The sequence below is a fragment of the Streptomyces iconiensis genome (genome assembly GCF_028657195.3).
Taxonomy (GTDB): Bacteria; Actinomycetota; Actinomycetes; order Streptomycetales; family Streptomycetaceae; genus Streptomyces; species Streptomyces iconiensis.
In genome coordinates this window covers 1-19,863 of the sequence record NZ_JANCPR020000087.1, presented here as the reverse complement: position 1 = coordinate 19,863, position 19,863 = coordinate 1, and the positions used below count along the sequence as shown (strand labels likewise).

The 19,863-nt window shown below is 70.4% G+C and carries 15 protein-coding genes and 1 pseudogene; 5 read left to right on the top strand and 11 right to left on the bottom strand.

Annotated features, from left to right (window positions below; translation table 11 throughout):
* Positions 1 to 781: 781 nt before the first annotated feature.
* Together NMN56_RS41980 and NMN56_RS41975 are read left to right on the top strand one after the other, a co-directional pair.
* Entirely contained in the window at positions 782 to 2,875 is a 2,094-nt protein-coding gene (locus NMN56_RS41980; RefSeq protein ID WP_274046732.1) for a GTP-binding protein, read from the top strand.
* 299 nt (positions 2,876 to 3,174) lie between these two features.
* Positions 3,175 to 3,699, top strand: coding sequence for a hypothetical protein (locus NMN56_RS41975; RefSeq protein WP_274046731.1), 525 nt, complete (start codon positions 3,175 to 3,177; stop codon positions 3,697 to 3,699).
* Positions 3,700 to 3,940: 241 nt separating this feature from the next.
* Here the strand turns inward: NMN56_RS41975 and NMN56_RS41970 are convergent, their stop codons facing one another.
* The 6 genes from NMN56_RS41970 to NMN56_RS41945 all read right to left on the bottom strand — a co-directional run bounded on the left by NMN56_RS41970 (position 3,941) and on the right by NMN56_RS41945 (position 10,625).
* Positions 3,941 to 4,822, bottom strand: coding sequence for an alpha/beta fold hydrolase (locus NMN56_RS41970; protein WP_274046730.1), 882 nt, complete (start codon positions 4,820 to 4,822; stop codon positions 3,941 to 3,943).
* A 255-nt stretch (positions 4,823 to 5,077) separates the two neighbouring features.
* Positions 5,078 to 5,656, bottom strand: a complete 579-nt coding sequence (locus tag NMN56_RS41965; RefSeq protein ID WP_274046729.1) for a TetR/AcrR family transcriptional regulator — start codon at positions 5,654 to 5,656, stop codon at positions 5,078 to 5,080.
* Positions 5,657 to 6,101: 445 nt separating this feature from the next.
* Positions 6,102 to 7,430: an acyl-CoA thioesterase/BAAT N-terminal domain-containing protein gene (locus NMN56_RS41960; protein ID WP_274046749.1), complete on the bottom strand. Its 1,329-nt coding sequence runs from the start codon at positions 7,428 to 7,430 to the stop codon at positions 6,102 to 6,104.
* A gap of 168 nt (positions 7,431 to 7,598) precedes the next feature.
* A complete protein-coding gene (locus NMN56_RS41955) occupies positions 7,599 to 8,930 on the bottom strand; it encodes an MFS transporter (protein ID WP_274046728.1) in 1,332 nt (443 codons plus the stop codon).
* Between the two features lie 234 nt (positions 8,931 to 9,164).
* Positions 9,165 to 10,142, bottom strand: coding sequence for a peptidase (locus tag NMN56_RS41950; protein WP_274046727.1), 978 nt, complete (start codon positions 10,140 to 10,142; stop codon positions 9,165 to 9,167).
* A gap of 309 nt (positions 10,143 to 10,451) precedes the next feature.
* Positions 10,452 to 10,625, bottom strand: a complete 174-nt coding sequence (locus NMN56_RS41945; RefSeq protein WP_274046726.1) for a twin-arginine translocation signal domain-containing protein — start codon at positions 10,623 to 10,625, stop codon at positions 10,452 to 10,454.
* Positions 10,626 to 10,745: 120 nt separating this feature from the next.
* On the opposite strand from NMN56_RS41945, the pseudogene NMN56_RS41940 reads away from it, so the two are divergent.
* Both NMN56_RS41940 and NMN56_RS41935 read left to right on the top strand, forming a co-directional pair.
* A pseudogene (locus NMN56_RS41940) lies at positions 10,746 to 11,480 on the top strand (FadR/GntR family transcriptional regulator); the annotation flags it as partial.
* A gap of 415 nt (positions 11,481 to 11,895) precedes the next feature.
* Positions 11,896 to 13,380 (top strand): exo-alpha-sialidase, encoded by a 1,485-nt coding sequence (locus NMN56_RS41935; protein WP_274046725.1) that lies wholly within the window; start codon positions 11,896 to 11,898, stop codon positions 13,378 to 13,380.
* 71 nt (positions 13,381 to 13,451) lie between these two features.
* Here the strand turns inward: NMN56_RS41935 and NMN56_RS41930 are convergent, their stop codons facing one another.
* From NMN56_RS41930 to NMN56_RS41910, 5 genes are all read right to left on the bottom strand, one after another.
* Entirely contained in the window at positions 13,452 to 14,231 is a 780-nt protein-coding gene (locus NMN56_RS41930; RefSeq protein WP_274046724.1) for a succinate dehydrogenase iron-sulfur subunit, read from the bottom strand.
* A complete protein-coding gene (sdhA, locus tag NMN56_RS41925) occupies positions 14,231 to 15,994 on the bottom strand; it encodes a succinate dehydrogenase flavoprotein subunit (RefSeq protein WP_274046723.1) in 1,764 nt (587 codons plus the stop codon). Before sdhA ends, NMN56_RS41930 begins: the two co-directional genes overlap by 1 nt.
* Positions 15,995 to 16,025: 31 nt before the next feature.
* Positions 16,026 to 16,505, bottom strand: coding sequence for a succinate dehydrogenase hydrophobic membrane anchor subunit (locus NMN56_RS41920; protein ID WP_274046722.1), 480 nt, complete (start codon positions 16,503 to 16,505; stop codon positions 16,026 to 16,028).
* Positions 16,506 to 16,511: 6 nt separating this feature from the next.
* Positions 16,512 to 16,892, bottom strand: coding sequence for a succinate dehydrogenase, cytochrome b556 subunit (sdhC, locus tag NMN56_RS41915; RefSeq protein WP_274046720.1), 381 nt, complete (start codon positions 16,890 to 16,892; stop codon positions 16,512 to 16,514).
* Positions 16,893 to 17,095: 203 nt separating this feature from the next.
* A complete protein-coding gene (locus tag NMN56_RS41910) occupies positions 17,096 to 17,638 on the bottom strand; it encodes a 2-oxo-4-hydroxy-4-carboxy-5-ureidoimidazoline decarboxylase (protein ID WP_430542846.1) in 543 nt (180 codons plus the stop codon).
* 376 nt (positions 17,639 to 18,014) lie between these two features.
* Between NMN56_RS41910 and NMN56_RS41905 the strand changes: the two genes are divergently transcribed.
* Positions 18,015 to 19,571: a beta-N-acetylhexosaminidase gene (locus tag NMN56_RS41905; protein WP_274046718.1), complete on the top strand. Its 1,557-nt coding sequence runs from the start codon at positions 18,015 to 18,017 to the stop codon at positions 19,569 to 19,571.
* The last annotated feature ends 292 nt before the right edge of the window (positions 19,572 to 19,863 follow it).

Genomic DNA, 19,863 nt, shown 5'->3' with positions numbered 1-19,863 from the left:
ACCCGTCACCCCGACTTGGGTGGTGCGGGCGCAGGCCGTCAGTCAGCTCGTCGCCTCCCTTGAGCGCCGTATCGGCGTATCGGCGTACGCCTCACCGGTCGCACCAGTCGGAGCGTGGGACTCAGCCGTCTGGGGGCGCAGTTCGTCGGTGAAGCGCGCCCGGCTTACGAGGCGTTGACGTCCGTGATCGCTCAGACCCGTGCTCACTCAGGCCGTGAGCGCGCGGCCCCTGCCCGGTGTCGGCCAGGGCTGCGTGCACGTCGAGCAACTGGGCAACTGGCAGGCCCCGGCTACGGGACGGCTGCCCGCATGCCGGGCTCCCCGCCCGGGGGTGTGCCCCCACCCCCTCCAGTATGGGAATCACCGCCGTCCAAAGGGGCCTCGCCACCCGCGTTGTCCCGGCCGCCGAGCACGGCATGCTCGTCCGCCGTCCACTGGCGATTGGCCACGCTGCTCCACAACGAGTTCGCCCACGCGTTGAGCCGACCCACCGGACACCTCCCGCGTGATCCGGTCACGGGCGGCCCGGCGTGCTGCCGCGTAGGCGGCGGGCGTTCGGCGTAGGTGGGCGCGACGCGGGCGGGCCGGCGCGGGCGGGCCGACGCAGGCTGGCGTGGCGCCAGGCGGGCACGGCGGAAAACCGGTTGCTCTTGTGTGGGGCGCTGGGAGGATGGCGGCGTCCGGACGTCCAGCAGCGGGAGAGCGTCACAGATCATGCGCCGAAACCTCGACAGCACCCAGCGCCCCTACAGGACGACGGACTTCGAGGACTTCGGCACCCATGCCCATCTCCCGCACCCTGAACATCGGCATTCTCGCCCACGTAGACGCGGGTAAGACCAGTCTCACCGAACGGCTGCTCTACGAGACCGGCGCCATCAGCCGGCTCGGCAGTGTCGACGGTGGCAGCACGCAGACCGACACCGGAGAGATCGAACGGCAGCGCGGTATCACCGTGCGCTCCGCCGTGGCCTCGTTCGCCGTCGGTGACACCCAGGTCAACCTCATCGACACCCCTGGCCACTCCGACTTCATCGCCGAGGTCGAACGGGCCCTCGGCGTGCTCGACGGTGCCGTGCTCGTCCTGTCCGCCGTGGAGGGCGTGCAGGCGCAGACCCGTGTGCTGATGCGGACGCTGCGCGCTATGCGTATGCCGACGCTGTTCTTCGTCAACAAGATCGACCGCGCGGGCGCCGACCCCGGCGCCCTCCTCGCCGCCGTACGTCGCAGGCTGACCCCGCACCTCGTCCCCCTGTCCCGCGTGCACGCCGCCGGGACGCGTGCCGCGCGTGCTGTGCCTGTCACGTTGGACGACGATCCGGGCCAGCGCGCACGCGTCGGCGAGACGCTCGCCGAGATCGACGAAGCGCTCCTCGCCCGCGTCGTGGACGGGCCCTTCCCCACGGCGGACGAACTGGGCGCCGCCCTCGCCGACCGTACGGCCGAGGGGCTGGCCTACCCCCTCTACTTCGGCTCCGCGCTGAGCGGCCAGGGCGTTCCCGCACTCATCGAGGGGCTCACCTGGCTGCTCGCGGGTGCGGGTGCGGGTGCTGGCGCTGGGGCTGGGGCGGACAAGGCTGGGGAGGTGCCCGGCGGCGGCCCCCGGGGGACCGTGTTCGCGGTCGAACGCGCGCCCTCAAGCACCAAGACCGCGTATCTGCGCCTGTACGCAGGCGAGTTGGCGCTACGGCAGCACATCACGCTGCACCGGCGCCGGCCTGACGGGGTTATCGAGGTGCATGACGGCCAGATCACCTCGCTCCGTACCGTCGGCCCGGCCGGAGCCGTGCCCGGCCCCCTCACGCCGGGCAACATCGCGCGCCTGGGCGGCCTCCCCGAGGTCCGCGTCGGTGACCGCCTCGGCAGCGGGAGCGATGACGGGAGCGGCGACGGGGGCGACGGCGTGGGTGCGGCCGTGGGCGGGGACGGCGACGGCGACAGGGGCGGTGAGCAGGGGGATCGCCCCGCTGGGGCCGGCGGTCATACGCGCGGGGCGCACTTCGCCGCGCCCACCCTCCAGACCGTCGTCACCCCGCGCGAACCCGGCCCCGGCGCCGCCATGCGCCTTCACGCCGCGCTGCGGGACATGGCCGAACTGGACCCCCTCATCCACGCCCGCACCGAACCGGGCGGTGCCACCTCCGTCCTCCTGTACGGCGAGGTACAGAAGGAGGTCATCGCCGCGACCCTCGCCCATGAGCACGGCATCGAGGCGGAGTTCGCCCCCAGCAGCGTCGTACGCGTGGAACGGCCCACCGGCACGGGGGAGGCGTACGAGGAGATGGGCCGCAACGCGCGCTGCCCCAGCGGTTTCTGGGCCACGGTCGGCCTCCGTGTCGAGCCCGCGCCCCGGGGCGCCGGGCGCGTCTTCCGGTACGAGACCGAACTCGGCGCGCTGCCCCGCGCCCTGCACACCGCCATCGAGGAGACCGTCCACGCCCACCTCGGCGAAGGCGGTCCGGGTGGCTGGCCTGTCACCGACGTCACCGTCACCCTCACCCGTTCCGGTTTCGCGGCGCCCGTCAGTACGGCGGCCGACTTCCGTGGCCTGACGGCCCTTGTCCTGTCCCGCGCCCTTCAGGACGCCGGTACGCGGGTCGATGAGCCGTACCACGCCTACGAGTTGGAGGTGCCCCACGACACCTTGCCGGCGGTCACCGCGTGCCTGAGCGCACACGGCGCGAACCTCGCCGACGTCTCGGAGGGCCATGACGCCACCTGGTTTCTCCGGGGCCACCTCCCCACCCGTAACGTGCACGCCGTCGAACAGCGTCTCCCCGCCCTCACCCACGGCGAGAGCGCGTGGTGGGCCCACCCGGACGGTGCTTCGGGCGGCCCGCCCGCTTCACCCGGATCGCCTGAACAGTCCGGATGACCGGGACGGCTCAGACAGTTCGGATGACCCCGGACGGTCCGGATGACGCGGACGGTCCGGATGACACGAATGATCTGAATGATGCGGAACGTGCTGTCGCTCCCCTGGCGGCGACGGTCGAGAAGGAGCCAACGCGTTGGCGCCCGTCTGGTGCGGGCGCTAACGTCGCAGCTCAGTGAAGCGTTCCGGCCTTCCGGAGCGTCCTCTCCCATGTCCCGCAGCGCCAACGGCCCCACGCCTACCAGCAAGCCAACCGGAACCCCACGTCGACCGGCCCACGCCTGCTGAGGAGAACCCCCATGAGCCACCAGAGTCACCAGAGCCACCGCCACTCCACCGAGCCGGTCCCCCTCACGAAGGCGGATCCCCCCACCACGGCCGGCTCCGACTCCGACTCCGGCTCGACCGATCTCGGGCCCGAGTCCACGCGTGAACCCGAGCCCACGCGTGAGCCTGAGTCCAAGCGCGCACCCGACGAGCTGCCTGTCGACGACACGGCATCGCCCTGGTGGTACCGCCTCGGCCCGGTCGGAGCCGTCCTCGTCATCCTGTTCGGCGCGGGCCTGGCGCTGTGGCTCTTCCTCGGCCTGCCAGGCTCCGACCAGGACAATCAGCCGCAGCTCTATCTGGGCGCGGCCAAGGTCATCGCGATCGGCCTGGTGGTCGGCGGCACCTCCATGCTGGGCCGCCTCCGCTCCCGCGCCCGCTCCGACGCCGATAGCGGCGCCAACGCGTCCTACGAGGAGAGCGACAGCGAGGGACACGGCGAGATGGCGGGGACGGAGCGGGAGCGGGAGACACAGGGAAGCCCTGAACGCGGCTGAGGCAGGCCCGGCGGTCCTCGCATACGCGTTACGGGCGACGTCGACCGTATGCGCACGGCGCCGACCGTATACACGGGGCCGACCGTATACACGGGCGTTGGCACACCGTATGCACGTGGCGGCCGACCGCATACACGTGGCGCCGACGGTATACACGGCGCCGACCGTATGCGGGGGCGAGGGGCTGCGGTACGCGACAGCCCCGGAATCGGTGCCGTCTCCGTCTACAGGTGTGCAGCGTCTACAGGTGTGCGGCCAGGAACGGCAGGACGACGTCGGCCATCTCGTCGGGTACTTCCTCCGCGAGGTCGTGGCCGGCGTCGAAGACGTGACCGGTGACGTCGTGGGCCACGAACCGCACCTGGGACTCGTTGCGTTCGCCGATGAAGGCCGAGCCGCCGAGCGCCAGTACAGGGATGTCAAGCTTCTTCTGTGCGGCCTCACGGTTCAGTTCGGCGTCGACGAGCATCGCCCGGTAGATCGAGAGCATCGCCCGGACACCGCCGGGCATGGAGTAGCAGCGCACGTATTCGTCGATCGCGTCGGGGGGCGCGGTGTCGGGGTGACTGCGCTCGGACTTGATCATGTATGTGATCAGTTCGCGCTCGTGCCCGGAGATCAGCATCTCGGGTACGTCGGGCTGGAAGTAGAAGCCCAGATGCCACAGGTGCATGCCGCTGAAGACGTTCTCGGGAGTGAGGGCCGTGTGGTCCTCGAAGCCGAACCCGGGGAACAGGGCCTCGGCGAACACGAGAGCAGTGACATGGTCACGGTGCCGCGCCGCGAGCTGGTAGCCGATCACCGCTCCCCAGTCCTCGCCCACCACGGCGTAGGACTCGTGTCCGAGGTGGGTCATCAACTCGGCGATGTCGTCGCTCATCGTGGCGGCGTCGTAGCCTCCAGCGGCGCGTGCGGAGTCGCCGAGACCGCGAAGGTCCGGCACGACAACGGTGTAGCCGGGCGTCAGCTTCGGCACGAGGTGGCGCCAGTGGTAACTCGTCTTGGGCACACCGTGCAGCAGCACCACAGCGGGCCCTGAACCGGCCGTCCGGTAGTGCAGGCTCGTTCCGTTGACGGCGGCTCGGCCTGTACGGACGGGCGTTCCGTCATGGTCGAACATCATGTCTGACCAGCCTTTCTGGCGTATTTCGCGATACGTGGATACGTGGATTGGTGGGCGTGGGCGCGTGGTGCGGGTGTGGCGGTGTACGGGTGTCAGCCGGCCTGCGGCGGGGCGGGTTCCCGGGGTCAGGTCCCCAGGCGGCTCGGTCCGTTGCCGTGCGCGGTTGTCCGGGGCGCCGGGACGGCCGGATCCGCGCTGCCTGCCGGAGCCGGTTCTTATCTGGATCGGTCGATACAGTTTGCGGGCATGAAAAGGTCAGCCGAGGGCGGCCACGGCGACCTCCACGAGGGGTTCGAGGGCGTGGCGGTCCGGGGTGATCTTCGAGGAGACCAGCAGCCCGTTGAGAAACGTGACGAGGAAGGCGGCCAGCGTGTGCGGGTCGTGCCGCGCCGCGATCTCACCCCGCTCCACCGCGACTCGCAGTACCTCGGCGAGCGCGTCCCTGCTGGCGTCCTGCATGTCCCGGACGGTGCGCCGGACCGACGGGTCCTCCGGCAGCCGCTCGCAGGCGGCATTGACCGCCAGGCAGCCCCGGCCGTCATGTTCGACAGCGATACGGACCCGCTCCGTCAGCATCGTGCGGATCGCCGAACGCGCGTCCGCCCCCTCTTCCAGGTCGCGCAGGGCGGCTGCCGCGAGGGTGGTGCGGTAGTGCTCCAGCGCCGCCCGGTACAGGCCGTCCTTGTCGCCGAACGCGCTGTACAGCGAACCCTGCCCGATCCCCAGGTGCTGGGTCAGATCGCGTACCGAGGTCGCCTCGTAGCCGCGCGTCCAGAACAGTTCCATGGCGCGGCTCACCGCCGCCTCCGTGTCGAACTCCCGGGTCCTTGCCATGGCTTCACGGTAACCTATCTGGAACGCACGCTCAAGAAAGCCCTGCCGCCATGGCCGGCCACGCACCGGGCCGAAGATGTGCCTCACGGCACCTCGCCCTTGTCGGCCTCGCCCGGTCTCCGGGTGGCACAGCGGGGGCGGGCCATGCCTGGGGCCGCTGTCGTGGGTGGTGGACTGGCACTGGCCCAGGAGGCTGAACGCGGCGATGACTCCACGCCTCTCGCGGCGGCGCGAACGGCGTCGACCGTATACAGCGGCGGCGTCGACCGTATACATGTCGCACCAGCCGTGCTGGGGGCGAGCCGCGTCGACCGTATACACGCCCCGTTCGACCGTATACACACCTCGCACCCACGCCTCGCCTCGCCAGCCGCAGCCGCAGCGAGCCGCGTCGACCGTATGCAAAAGGCGTTAGCCGCATACCGTCCACCGTCGGCGAAAACCCTTAGCCGTCCAGCAGCTTGAGGATCTTTGGCCAGGAGTCGGCGCGTGCTGCCTGGTCGGCGCGGGAGGTGGTGGTGACGTCTCCGTTGGCGCCGCCCTCCTGGCCGGGCTGGGCGAACGGGAACCAGTTCACGTGGTGCCCGGCGTCCGGGTACACGAGTTTTTCGACGCCACGGTTCTTGGCCATCGTGTGTGCCGAGGCGACCGAGCCCCACATCTTGTCGTTGCCGCCCGCGACGGCGAGGACCGTGCCGCGTACGCGGTCGAGGGGGATCGGGCCCCTGGGGATGGGCCTGCCGTGGTCGGTCCAGGCGACCGTGCCGGCGGGGTAGGGGCCGATGGCCTTGGAGGACGGGGCGTAGGCGACGACGTCGCGGAAGACGGACGGCCGCCGTTGGCCCAGCAGTTGAGCCACTTCGCTGCCGCGCGAGTTGCCGATCACGGCGAGGCGCTGGGGATCGGCGCCGTCCTGGGCGCGCAGCACCCTGCCCGCGTGGGTGAAGTAGTCCAGGTCGATCTTGTTGATCGCGTTGGGGCGGCCGGAGCCGCTTCCGCAGCGGAAGTAGCAGACGGACATGGCCGGATGGCCGTGCGAGGCGAGGAGCGCCGCCGTGTACGTACCGGCGTTGCCGCCCTCGGAGCCGCCGAAGACCAGGACAGGGGCCTTACGGGCCGCGCCGCCGCCCTTCCCCTCGCGTTCCTCCGTTCCGTCTTCCTTCCTCACGCCGCCCTTGGCCGCGTCGTTCCGCGCGTCGCGTGCGGGCAGGTAGAGGTCACCCGCGATCTTGTTCTTGGCGACGGTGAGTTTGCGGTGCGTGGTGCCCTTGGTGAGCCACTGGCGGGTGAGGGTGCGGTCTGCGAGGTGTTGGCCGTCGGCCTTGCCCGATACGGCGGTTGCCGTGACCTTCACCTTGTAGGAGCGCTGGGAGCCGGGCGGTCCCGGGTGGTACGAGAACGCCGTGCCGCTGTCCTTCAGCTTCGCGTGGCGCCCGCCCAGCGGCAGCATTCCGGAGAGCAGGTGCCCGGTGTCCTTGGACAGGTCGATCCTGCCGTGCGCGTCGGCGGTACGGGTGACCTTGGACGCCCATGTCGCGTCGTACCTGTCGTCGGCGTGAGCGGTGACGCGGACGTGGGAGCCGGGCTCAAGTCCGGTCAGCCGCATGCGTACCGGAGTATCGGCCCGCGCGACGGCCTGCCCCGTCTCGAAACGGGCCTTCGGCCCGCCCTTGGCGCCGTCGCCTCCGCTGTCTCCGCCGTCCCCACCGGCACCGCAGCCTGCCGCCGCGACCGCCAGCGTGAGCGTGGCCGCCGCTGTCCGTACCCACCGCATACGTCGCACGCGCCGCACGATACGCACATCCCGGCGCCCCAGGCCACCGGGGCGGGGGCCGAGGGCGAGGCCCTCGACCGGCCCTGGCAGGCGCACGCTGTCAGTGGGCGCGTTCAGCCCGTTCGCTGGGGCATCCGACCTGTTCGGCGGGCTCGTCCGGTCTGCTGCTCAGCTGTCTCTTCCTGCTGGGTCAGCGGTCTCGTCCGGGGCGGACCGTGGTCCGGCGCTCTGCGGCCCGGCGCTCCGTGGTCCGGCGTTCTTCGGTCCGGTCCCTGGCCCCGGCGGGGTGAAGGTGCGTGCCCCGCGTACGGCGGCCGTCCATACGCTGGTCGCGACCAGGGCGGCGGCCACCCAGAGCGGAACCGCCGGGTCCCAGCGCTCGGCGGCAAGCGGTGCGAGCGCGTAACCCAGGGGCATCGCGCCCAGCGAGACCAGCCAGTCGTACGAGGTGACGCGGGCGAGAGCCGTGCGCGGAACGGCGTTCTGCACGGTGGTCTGCCACACGGGGTTGAGGTAGCCGAGCCCCACCATGGAGATGCCATAGGCGGCGACCGCGTACGGCGCGGGCGGCGCGAGGGCGAAGGCGGCGAGCGGCAGGGCGAAGAGGGTGCCGAGGAGGTTGGCGACGAATACGGGGCGGCGCGGATACAGGCGTCCGGCCAGGGTGTTGCCGATCAGCAGCCCCACGGCGCCGGTCTGGAGCGTGGCCACCCACACACCTTCGCCGCCGAGCCGTGCCACGGCCACGCCGGGCCCGAGCACCATCAGCACGCTGATGCACATGTTGGCGATGGCGTGCGCGATCAGGCTCGGCCAGTACCAGGCGCGGGTGCGCACCTCCGACCAGCCCTCGGCCAGATCGGCGCGGAACGAGCGTTTGGGCAGCGGCACATGGCGCACCCGTACGGCCGTGAGCAGCGCGGCGCTCGCGGCGAACGTGGCCGCGTCCAGCAGGAAAGCCCACCCGGGGCCCGCCGTGAACACCAGGACCCCGGCCAGTGCGGGGCCCGCGAGCTTGCTGGCGCTCTCGACGGTGGCGACGGCGGAGTTGGCCCGCTGCCGCGCCTCCTCCCGTACGGTGCCGGCGACCAGCGGGTACAGGCATGGCATGGCGAAGGCCGAGGCGGCGCCGCCAACCGCCTCCGCGCTCGCGATGAGCGCCAACGACGGGTCACCGCCCAGCAGTTGGAGCCCGGTGAACAGCTGTGCTGCGCACCGTACGACGTCGGTGGTCAGTGCGACCGTACGGGCGCGGAAGCGGTCGGCGAGGACACCGCCGACGGGCAGCAGCACCAGCTTCGGCAGCATCGCGCAGCCGAGTACGAGCGCCAGCGCCGAGGTGGAGCCCGTCGCGCGCAGCACGGCGAGGGCGAGCGCGGCGGGCAGTACGGCGTCGCCGAGCAGGGAGAGCGCGCGGCCGGTGAACAGCAGGCGGAAGTCCCGTTCCCGCAGCGGGTGCGGTGACCGCTGGGGCGAAGGATGGGACGGCGGACGGGACATGAGCGGGAGAGTATGCCGCCGGGCGGCGGTGCGGCCCCGGATATCGCTGGTCGCGTATCCGGGGCCGCGGGGTTTACAGAAGTGCCGCAGGGTTTATGGAAACGCGGCATGCGCGGGGTTGCGGGCGCAGGCGCGTACTCGGGCCCAGGCTCGGACTCGGGCCCAGGTCCAGGTCCAGGTCCAGGCCCAGACCCGGGCGCGGGCCCAAGCTCAGGCTCAGGCTCAGGCTCAGGCTCAGGTGGTCTGCGCCGTGTCGTAGAGCGCCTTCGCCTCGGCACCGAAGTACGGGCCGAACATCGTGTCCGGCATGAAGACGTAGCCGAAGCTGTTCACGGAAGCCTGGAGTCCGGTGCCCGTCGACTCGTCGAACTTCGAGAACCACGGTCCGCCGCTGGAGCCGCCCGTCATGTCGCAGGCCATGCCGTGGTCGTTCGAGAACAGCGGGTCCTTGATCGTGGTCGCCGAGCAGTAGATCAGCTTCTCACCGTCGTACGGGTCGGCCGCGGGGAAGCCGAACGCGTACATGTCCTGGTTGTAGGCCCCGTTGAAGGCCAGGCCCTGACCGCCCACCACATCGGTGAGCTTCTTCCCGTCCAGCGGGGCCACGACGGCGGCGCCCACGTCGTAGTTGATGTCCTCGCTCGCCTCCCACTGCGGCGTGGTCAGCGTCTTGCTCGCCGCCCACTTGCCGTGCGGGGCCTGCCCGTCGTGGTAGCCGGGCACGAAGATCCAGTTGGTGTGCCAGGAGCCCTGGTACTTCACGCAGTGGCCTGCCGTCAGCACCGTGCTGCCGTTCTCGCTGGTCACCGCGTCACCCGAGCACGAGGCCGTACGGCCGCCGAGGGTGAAGAACACCCGGCCCGAGGTCTTCACCACCTCGCCGCCGCTCGTCCAGGGGCCGCCGGGCTGCGGGAAGGCGGCCGGGCCGGCGCCGCGCGCCGGTGTGGTGGGCGGCACCTCGGCAGCGCGCCCGGCCGCCACGCTCCCGCGTTCGGTGCGGGGGGCGCGTGGCGGCGGCGCCAACTCCTCGACGGGTACGGCGCCGCGCATCTTCTCGGCCGTCCAGAACGCGAGGGTCCGCTCCTGCGGTGACCCGGCGCGCTCCTGAGCCGCGGCGGCACCGGCCTGGAGACCGAAGCCGGACAGGGCCGCAGCGGTGAGGAGCGCCACAACGGCCGTACGGGTGGGGGACTTACGTCTGCTGCGTCTCACGCGTGCTCCTTCTGTGAGGAGGGACTGAGTGCGTGGTGCGGGACGTAGTGCGGTACAGAGGGCAGGATGCTCCCCGGGCCGGGGGCGCGATAGGGCGCGGTTCCGCCATCCTGATGCCGCGCCCGCGCCGGACGGTGCCTGTGCCTGTGCCGGACGGTGCCTGTGCCGACTGGCCCGCGTCGGACCGTGTTCGCGCCGGATGGTGCCCGCGCCGGACCGTGCTCGCGCCGCACGTGTTCGCGGGCGCGGGCCCGCTACGCCGCCGTCCGGTGTGCCGCTGCCGCTGCCGCTGCCGCTGCCCGTGCGGTGTCAGTCGTGCGCGGTGACCCGTGTGCCACCGCACGGGTCGCCGTCACCCACGAGTGCCGTGTACCCGGGCCAGCGGGCGGAGAGCGCCGGAGCCAGCGCCGCTGCCGCGCCCGTTCCGCCGCCCAGGCGGAGGAACGCGCGGCGTTCGACCTCGGTGGAAGCGCGTTCAGACATAGGTTCCTCCACATGGGCAGCGTGCGGGAGGGTGCGAGGCGTCAGATAGGTGATGCCGGATGCGGGGGCCGGGGAACGGGGGCCCGGGAACGGAATCAACGACGGAAGTGAGGCCAAGCGGTGGGAAGTTCGAGTACGGCGTCCGGGCAGGCGAAGACCGGTCGACAGCTGCTGCGCCAGGAGGTGACCGAGGGGATAAAGCACTACATCCTGGAGAACCGGCTGCAGCCCGGCGATCCGCTGCCCACCGAGACGGCGCTGTGCGAAGCGCTGGGCGCCAGCCGCTCCAGCGTCCGTGAAGCCGTCAAGACCCTGCATGCGCTGGACATCGTGGAGGTCAGGCACGGGCACGGCACCTACGTGGGACGGCTCAGCCTCTCCGCGCTGGTGGAGTCGCTCACCTTCCGTGGCATGCTCAGCGTCGACGACGACATGCGCGTCATGGCCGATCTGCTGGAGGCACGCGAACTGTTCGAGCGGGGTCTGGCCGAGCGTGTGATCGGCGCCCTCAACGACGAGTACCTCGACACCATGGACACCCTCGTCGAGCGGATGCGCGAGCGCGGCGCCGGCGACGAACGCGGGTTCGTCGAGGCCGACCGCGCCTTCCACGCCCACTTCGTCAGCGCCTCGGGCAATGCCCTGATCGGCCAGCTCTCCATGGCCTTCTGGGACGTCTACGCCTTTGTCGCACCGCAGCTCAACGTCATCACCGACGACGACGAGCAGGACACCATCGCCGCGCACCAGCGCATCGTCGACTCGGCGCGCGGAGGCGACGCACGCGAGCTGACCCGTGCCCTCGCCGACCACTACGCACCGCTGCGCCGCCGCCTCGCCGACGCCCGCGCCCGTACGTCGCCCGAGGACGCTCCGCGCACGCTCCCCGCCCAGGTCCCGCGCACGTTCCCCGAGCCCGGCTCGCGTACGTTCCCCGATGCGGGCTCGCGTACGTTCCCCGAGCCCGGCTCGCGTACGTTCCCGGACGCGGGCTCGCGAACGTTCCCCGGTGCGGGCACGCGCATGCCGCCGGAGGGCTGGCGCGTCTCGCCGGAGGTATGAGGCCGGTGAGCCCGTATCCGGCGTGCGCCAACCCGGCTGCGGCCAGCGGCCGTTGAGGTGGTCCCGGGGCCCTATGGGGGGAGTCCCGGGGAGCGGCGGCCAGGATTCTTGACGGGCCGTCACACGGGTCCCTAGGGTCCGACGGCCATAAGACATCGGACGTCATGTGTACCGCCCTGGCTCCCCCCACAGGAGAGGAACGAACCGCATGCGCGTACCCCCGAGAACCCTCGGCGCGCTGACCGTCGCCGCTGTCGCCGGCACGGCACTCGTACCGACAGCGGCGCAGGCAGGACCGGCGCACCTCACGGCCCGTACCGGCATGCGGTGCTCGGAGGGATCCCTGGCGGGCCACTCGGCAGGGCAGCTTCAGCTCCTCCTGGAGAACCGCTCCGCGACCCCCACCACCTTCACCGTCACCGGGCCCGGCGGCGATGCCCGGCACACCCGCAGGGTCCCCGCCGGCGGCAGCGCGCAGCTGCACTGGACGCGCCCTTCAGGCTCCGCGTACGACCTCACCGTCACGGCGCCGGGCGGCTTCAGGGACGCCGAGCGCGGCACGGTCGGCTGCGGCCTCGGCGACGGCACCCCGCAGCTGAACACCACCAGACTGTTCGGCACCGACACCACCTTCAAGGGACTCCTCGGCGCCGGCGGCCACCGGGGGGCAGGGGGAAGCGGCTCCGCCGCGGGCGGTAAGGCCAAGTCGGTCCGTATCCCCTCCATGGCCGTCACCAACGACGGCACGATCCTCGCCGCCACCGACGCGCGGGTGAACGGTGGGTCCGATCTGCCCGCCAACATCCAGGTGGGGCTGCGCCGCAGCACCGACAACGGTGCCACCTGGGACGCGCCCCGCATCGTCGCGCACGCGGACCGCACCGACACGGGTACGGGGGACAGCAGCCTCCTCGTCGACCGCGAGACCGGCCGCGTCTTCCTCTTCTACAACTTCGCCCGCCCCGGCACCAAGTTCTCCCACGATGGCCCCGGCGGCGGCCAGCACGTGATGTACCGCTCCAGCGACGACGACGGCGCCACCTGGAGCGAGCCCGTCGACCTCCATCAGCGGATCAGAAAGCCAGGATGGAAGAACCAGTTCGCCTCCAGCGGCCACGGCATCCAGACCTCCGGCGGGCGCCTGCTCCAGCCACTCGTCCACCGCGACGCACGCGGCACACACGCCGCCAACCTCCTCAGCGACGACCACGGCAGGACCTGGCGCGTCGGCTCCGAGGCGGGCTCCGACGTCAACGAGAGCAAGGCCGTCCAGCGCGGCACCGGAAAGATCGCCCAGAACATGCGGCACAACGCGGGCGGCGCCCGCTACTACGCCACGTCCCCCGACGGCGCAGCGCCCTTCGGCGCCATGACCCGCTCACGGCTGCTGCCCGACCCCGCCAGCAACGCCGACGAGATCTCCTACCTGCGGCCTGGCCCCGGCGCCCCGGGCCTGACGAAGACCGCGCTCTTCAGCAACACCGCCACCCCGCACGGCCGCAAGGAACTGACCGTCCGCCTCAGCGAGGACGACGGCGCGAGCTGGCCCGGCCGGGCCGTCATCAAGTCCGGCCAGGCCGGATACTCCACCCTCGCCGTCCTCCGGGACGGCACCGTGGCCGCCCTCTACGAGGTCGGCGACACCGGCGGCATCCACTTCGCCCGCTTCACCAGGGCCTGGCTGACCGGCTGACATCCGGTTCCGGAGCACGAAAAGGGCGCCGGGCCCACCACGAGGTGGACCCGGCGCCCCCTGTCACAGGCTCAGAAGCGGCGCGTGATCAGCGCCCTCTTCACTTCCTGGATCGCCTTGGTGACCTCGATGCCACGCGGGCACGCGTCCGTGCAGTTGAAGGTGGTGCGGCAACGCCACACCCCGTCACGGTCGTTGAGGATCTCCAGCCGCTGCTCACCCGCCTCGTCACGCGAGTCGAAGATGAAGCGGTGCGCGTTGACGATCGCGGCGGGCCCGAAGTACTGCCCGTCGTTCCAGAAGACCGGGCAGGACGAGGTGCACGCCGCGCACAGGATGCACTTGGTCGTGTCGTCGAACCGCTCGCGGTCCTCGGCCGACTGGTACCGCTCACGCGTCGGCTCGTTCCCCGTGGTGACCAGGAACGGCATGACGTCCCTGTAAGCCTGGAAGAACGGGTCCATGTCGACCACGAGGTCCTTGAGGACCGTAAGGCCCTTGATGGCCTCGACCGTGATCGGCTTCTCCGGGTTGATGTCCTTGATCAGCGTCTTGCAGGCAAGACGGTTGCGCCCGTTGATCCGCATGGCGTCCGAGCCGCAGATGCCGTGCGCGCAGGAGCGGCGGAACGTGAGCGTCCCGTCGGTCTCCCACTTGATCTTGTGCAGCGCGTCCAGTACGCGCTCCTTCGGGTCGATCTCCAGCGTGAAGTCCTCCCACTTGGCCTCCTCGGAGACCTCCGGGTTGAACCGGCGGATCCGCAGGGTGACCGTGATCAGGTGCGTCGCGCTGTTCTCCGCCGAGTCGACAGGCCCGGCGGAGTCGTTCTTCTCAAGTGTCGCTGTGCCCATCAGTACTTACGCTCCATCGGCTGGTAGCGGGTCGTCACGACCGGCTTGTAGTCCAGCCGGATCGACTCGGTGCCGTCGTCGCCGGCCTCGCGGTACGCCATGGTGTGGCGCATGAAGTTGACGTCGTCACGGCTGGGGAAGTCCTCGCGGTAGTGACCACCGCGCGACTCCTTGCGGGCGAGCGCCGAGACCGCCGTGACCTCGGCCAGGTCGAGCAGGTTGCCCAGCTCAAGTGCCTCCAGCAGGTCGGTGTTGAAGCGCTTGCCCTTGTCCTGAACGCTGATGTCGCGGAAGCGCTTGCGCAGCGCCCCGATCTCCTCGACCGCTTCCTTCAGCGTCTGCTCCGTACGGAAGACCATGACGTTCTTGTCCATGGTCTCCTGGAGCGCCTTGCGGATCTCGAACACGCGCTCGCTGCCGGTGGCATCGCGCAGGTTCTCGATCTCGTCCAGCACGAACCGTGCCGGGTCCTCCGGCAGCTCGACGTGGTCGGCCGTCGCGCTGTACTCGGCCGCGGCGATCCCGGCCCGCTTGCCGAAGACGTTGATGTCGAGCAGCGAGTTGGTGCCCAGCCGGTTGGCGCCGTGCACGGAGACGCAGGCGACCTCGCCCGCCGCGTACAGGCCGGGCACCGGCGTGCTGTTGTCGAAGAGGACCTCGCCCCGCACATTGGTGGGGATGCCGCCCATCGCGTAGTGCGCTGTCGGCTGGATCGGCACCGGGTCGGTGTACGGCTCGATGCCCAGGTACGTCCGCGCGAACTCGGTGATGTCCGGCAGCTTCGCGTCCAGCTGCTCGGGCGGCAGGTGGGTGAGGTCCAGGTAGACGTGGTCCTTGTCGGCGCCGCAGCCCCGGCCCTCGCGGATCTCGGTGTAGATCGCGCGGGAGACGACATCGCGTGACGCCAGGTCCTTCATGACGGGCGCGTACTTCTCCATGAAGCGCTCGCCGTCCTTGTTGCGGAGGATGCCGCCCTCACCGCGGGCGCCCTCCGTCAGGAGGATGCCCATCTTCCAGATGCCGGTCGGGTGGAACTGGAAGAACTCCATGTCCTCCAGCGGCAGCCCGCGCCGGAAAGCGGCGGCCTGGCCGTCGCCTGTGAGCGTGTGCGCGTTGGAGGTGACCTTGAAGAACTTGCCGTTGCCGCCCGAGGCGAAGACGACGGCCTTGGCCTGGAAGATGTGGATGTCGCCCGTCGCCAGTTCGTACGCGACGACGCCCGACGTCTTCTTGACCCCCTCGTCCTCGTTGAGGAGCAGGTCAAGGACGTAGAACTCGTTGTAGAACTCCACGCCTTCCTTGACGCAGTTCTGGTACAGCGTCTGGAGGATCATGTGGCCCGTGCGGTCGGCCGCGTAGCAGGACCGGCGTACCGGTGCCTCGCCGTGGTTGCGGGAGTGCCCGCCGAACCGCCGCTGGTCGATGTTGCCCTCTGGGGTGCGGTTGAAGGGCAGGCCCATCTTCTCCAGGTCGAGGACCGAGTCGATGGCCTCCTTCGCCAGGATCTCGGCGGCGTCCTGGTCGACCAGGTAGTCACCGCCCTTGATCGTGTCGAAGGTGTGCCACTCCCAGTTGTCGTCCTCCACGTTCGCCAGCGCGGCGGCCATGCCGCCCTGTGCGGCGCCCGTGTGGGAGCGGGTGGGGTAGAGCTTCGTCAGTACGGCGGTACGGCTGCGCTTCGTCGACTCGATGGCCGCGCGCATGCCCGCGCCACCCGCGCCGACGATGACGGTGTCGTACTTGTGGATCTTGACGTTGTTCATCGGGAAAACCTCAGCCTTCAGCCCCGGGACGTCAGCGGATGTTGGGGTCGAAGGTGAAGATCACCAGCGTGCCCAGCAGGACGGTGAAGACCGTGGCCGCGTACAGCAGCCACTTCAGCCAGAAGCGGGTCGTGTCCCGCTCGGCGTAGTCGTTGATGACGGTGCGCAGGCCGTTGGCGCCGTGCAGCATCGCCAGCCACAGCATCGCCAGGTCCCAGACCTGCCAGAACGGCGAGGCCCAGCGGCCGGCGACGAATGCGAAGCCGATCTTGCTGACGCCGCCGTCCAGCACGAGCTGGATCAGCAGGTGACCCAGCACGAGCACGACCAGCACGATGCCGGACAGCCGCATGAACAGCCAGCCGTACATCTCGAAGTTGGTCCTGCTCGCCTTGGGCGTCTTGCCGGTGCGGGCACGGGGCGGCTCGATCACGGGCGCCGGGTGATCCACGTCGTAGAGGGTCACCTGGGCGTCCTCGGGCTCGGCGGCCTGTGTGGTCTCGGTCGACATCACGCATCAGCTCCCGAACAGCGTGCGCAGGGTGTGCTGCAACACCGGGTAGAAGGCACCTGCCATGAGGACGATCCAGATGCCCATCACGGTCCACAGCATCTGCTTCTGGTACTTCGCGCCCTTCGACCAGAAGTCCACAGCGATGACCCGCAGGCCGTTGAGCGCGTGGAACAGGATGGCGGCCACGAGGCCGTACTCCATCAGGTTGACGAGCGGAGTCTTGTAGATCGCGACAGTGTCGTCGTACGCCTCGGGTGAGACGCGGACGAGAGCGGTGTCGAGGACGTGCACGAACAGGAAGAAGAAGATGAGGACGCCGGTGACTCGATGAGCCACCCATGACCACATTCCTTCCCGGCCGCGGTACAGCGTTCCAGCCGGCACGGAAAAACCCTCCGGGAGCGGATATTGGGGCCTGCCGGCTTCGGTAGGTCGGACGGGGCCCGGCCGGGTACGGTCCACCGGCCTTGGTCATCGTAGCGACGCGGCGTCGGCACGTTCGTGCGGGGTGTGCAGGTGTGATCAATCAGGCACGGACGGCCCAGCGATCAGGCCCGAAGCCGCTCTCGCCGCCGTATGAGGTTCGATCAAAACGCCTCGGACGCGACAAGCCGCCCAAGTCGGCCGCGTGCCACCCGCCGCAGTTCCTCCGCCGTGACCGCCCACTCCTCCTCGCTGTTGTTCTCCAATCGTGTCCTGATCCCGGCCAAGGTGTGATCCAGCCGGTCCCTGGGCGGGTACCCGTCGAGGCAGATCAGGAACGTGTGTGCGAACTGCCGCTCGTATTCAGCCTGGGCCGCGCGCAGTGCGGTGTGCGCCGCCAGCGTGCTCTGCTGCGGCTCCCCGTCCAGCGGGTGCGGCCCGTCCAGCGGGTGCGGCGCCGTCTCGGCCGCGAGCGCCTCGGCGAGGTCGGTGACCGTCAGGTCGTAGCTGGCCTCGTCGGCTGCGGCCAGCAGCGACTCGACGTCGGGATACGGCCGGTGCGCCGCGAGGCGTGCCGCCCAGCGGCGGCTGCCGCAGCAGTCGAGGAGGAGGGATACGGCGGTCTCGGCGGCCGACGTGTTGAGCCGTCGCAACGTCGTGACGGCTCGCGCTCGCACGTCTCCGCTCCGCCGCGTGGGAAGGCTCATGGGGTGCTGCTGACTCCTGCGTCGAAGGGGCATCGGGCGGTCAACGGGCGTGACTTCGGGAACGGAAGTGGTGTGGGAGTCTCGTCACCGTAACCGCGAGGGCTGGGCGCCCGACGGGCGATTCCGGGAATTCACCCAGAAGGAAACGCTTGGCGGTGCATAGCTGACGGGGCGGGCTCGAAAGGGGCAATACCGTATCCCTATGGGACGAAACTCGCATAAGAGGTCCACTGTGTTCGATGACGCCCGTGCCCGTGCCCGTGCCGGGGCTGATGCCGGTGCCGGTGCCCGTGTCCGTGCCGGTGACGTGTCCGCTGGTGGTGGGCGTACGAGGGGTGCGCGTGCCGGTGGTGTGCGTGGCGGTGGTGCGCGCGCCGTGGGGGCTGTGGTGGTTCTCACGCTCATCGGCCTGACCGGTTGCAGCAGCGACGACGACAGCGGTGATCCGGAGACCAAGAGCACGGCAGGCAGGTCGCAGACCGTCCAGACACCCCGGCCTCCCGCGGGCCCCGACCGCGTCGGCCCCGCACCCACGGCCGTTCCCTCCGTACGGGACTGGAAGGCCGTACGTGGTCCCGGCTGGAAGCCCACCAAGTACACCCGCGTCGTCACCGACGACTCCTCTCTCGCCGGCGAGGCGAAGCTCCTCGCGAGCGAACTGAAGGTCGACGCCGCCAAGGGTGAGGCGCGGCCCGGCGACGTCGAGCTGAAGCGCGGGGGTGGCGGGGCCCGCGAGGGCTATGTGCTCTCCAGCCGCGAGGGCCAGATCAAGATCACGGGCGCGGCGGACGCCGGTGTCTTCTACGGCACCCGCACGCTGCTCCAGACCTACCGCGCCCAGGGCCGCTTCGCCGAGGGCACCGTCCGCGACAAGCCCGACCGCCCCCAGCGCGGCTTCATGCTCGACATCGCGCGCAAGCACTTCAGCGCCTCGTGGATCGAGGCGCGGGTGCGGCAGCTGGGCGACCTGAAGATGAACCAGCTCCAGCTGCACCTCTCCGACGACCAGGCGTTCCGGATCGAGAGCGACACCCATCCCGAGGTCGTCTCCGACCCGCATCTGACCAAGGCGCAGATCCGGCGCATCATCAGGCTCGCCAAGTCCCGGCACATCGAGGTCATCCCCGAGATCGACTCGCCCGGCCACCTCGGCGCCGTGCTCAAGGCGCACCCCGACCTCCAGTTGCGCAGCGCCTCCGGCAACGTCGCGCGCGGCGCGATCGACATCGGGAAGGCGAAGTCCGCGAAGATCGTCGACGATCTTCTCGGGGAGTACGCCGACCTTTTCCCCGGTACGTACGCGCATGTGGGCGGTGACGAGTACCAGGCCCTCATGACCGAGGACCCCGCGACCTCGTATCCCGGGCTCGCCGAGCTCGCCCGCAAGCGGTACGGCGGCAAAGCCGACATCCAGGACCTCGCCACCGACTGGATCAACAAGCGCGCGGCGGTGCTGCGCAAGCACGGCAAGAAGCCGCAGGTCTGGAACGACGGGATGCACCGGGGCGGCGTCGTCAAGCCGTCCCGTGGCCGTGAGGTCGCGTACTGGACCGGCAAGGAGATGGGTGAGCGGAAGCCCGAGGAGTACCTGAAGGAGGGGTGGAAGGTCGTCAACCTCAACGACGAGTACCTCTACTACGTCCTCGGCCAGCCGAATCAGTTCACGTACCCGACGGGGCAGCGGATCTATGAGTCCTGGACGCCGGCGGTGCTGCGGGGGACTTCGGCGGTGCCGTCGCGGTGGGCCGGGCGGGACCGGATTCTGGGGGGACGGTTCGCGGTCTGGTGTGATTTGGCCGGCGCGCAGAGTGTGGGGGAGGTGGCGCGGGGGATTCGGTTGCCGTTGGCGGCTACCTCGCAGAAGTTGTGGGGTTCCGGTGAGCCGGATGGCTCCTGGGGCGCGTTTGTCAAACGGGTCTCTGAGGTGGAGTGACCCTTGTTCGGGGCTTGCCCCGTGCCCCCTGGTGTGGGTCGGGGCTTCGCCCCTTGTCCCTCGCTCCTGGGGGTCGGGGCTTCGCCCCCTTGCCCGCTGATGTTCGGTGCTTTGCCCCGTGACCCTGTGCGGGGCTTCGCCCCTTGCCCCCTGATGTTCGGGGCTGCGCCCCGTGCCCCCCGTTGTGGTTCCTGTGGTTTTGCCCCAGGTTTCTGTTTTTTTATATGGGGCTTCGCCCCTTTCCCCGTTGGCCTCGCCGGCCGGGCGTTGGGGGGCTCCGCCCCCCAACAGC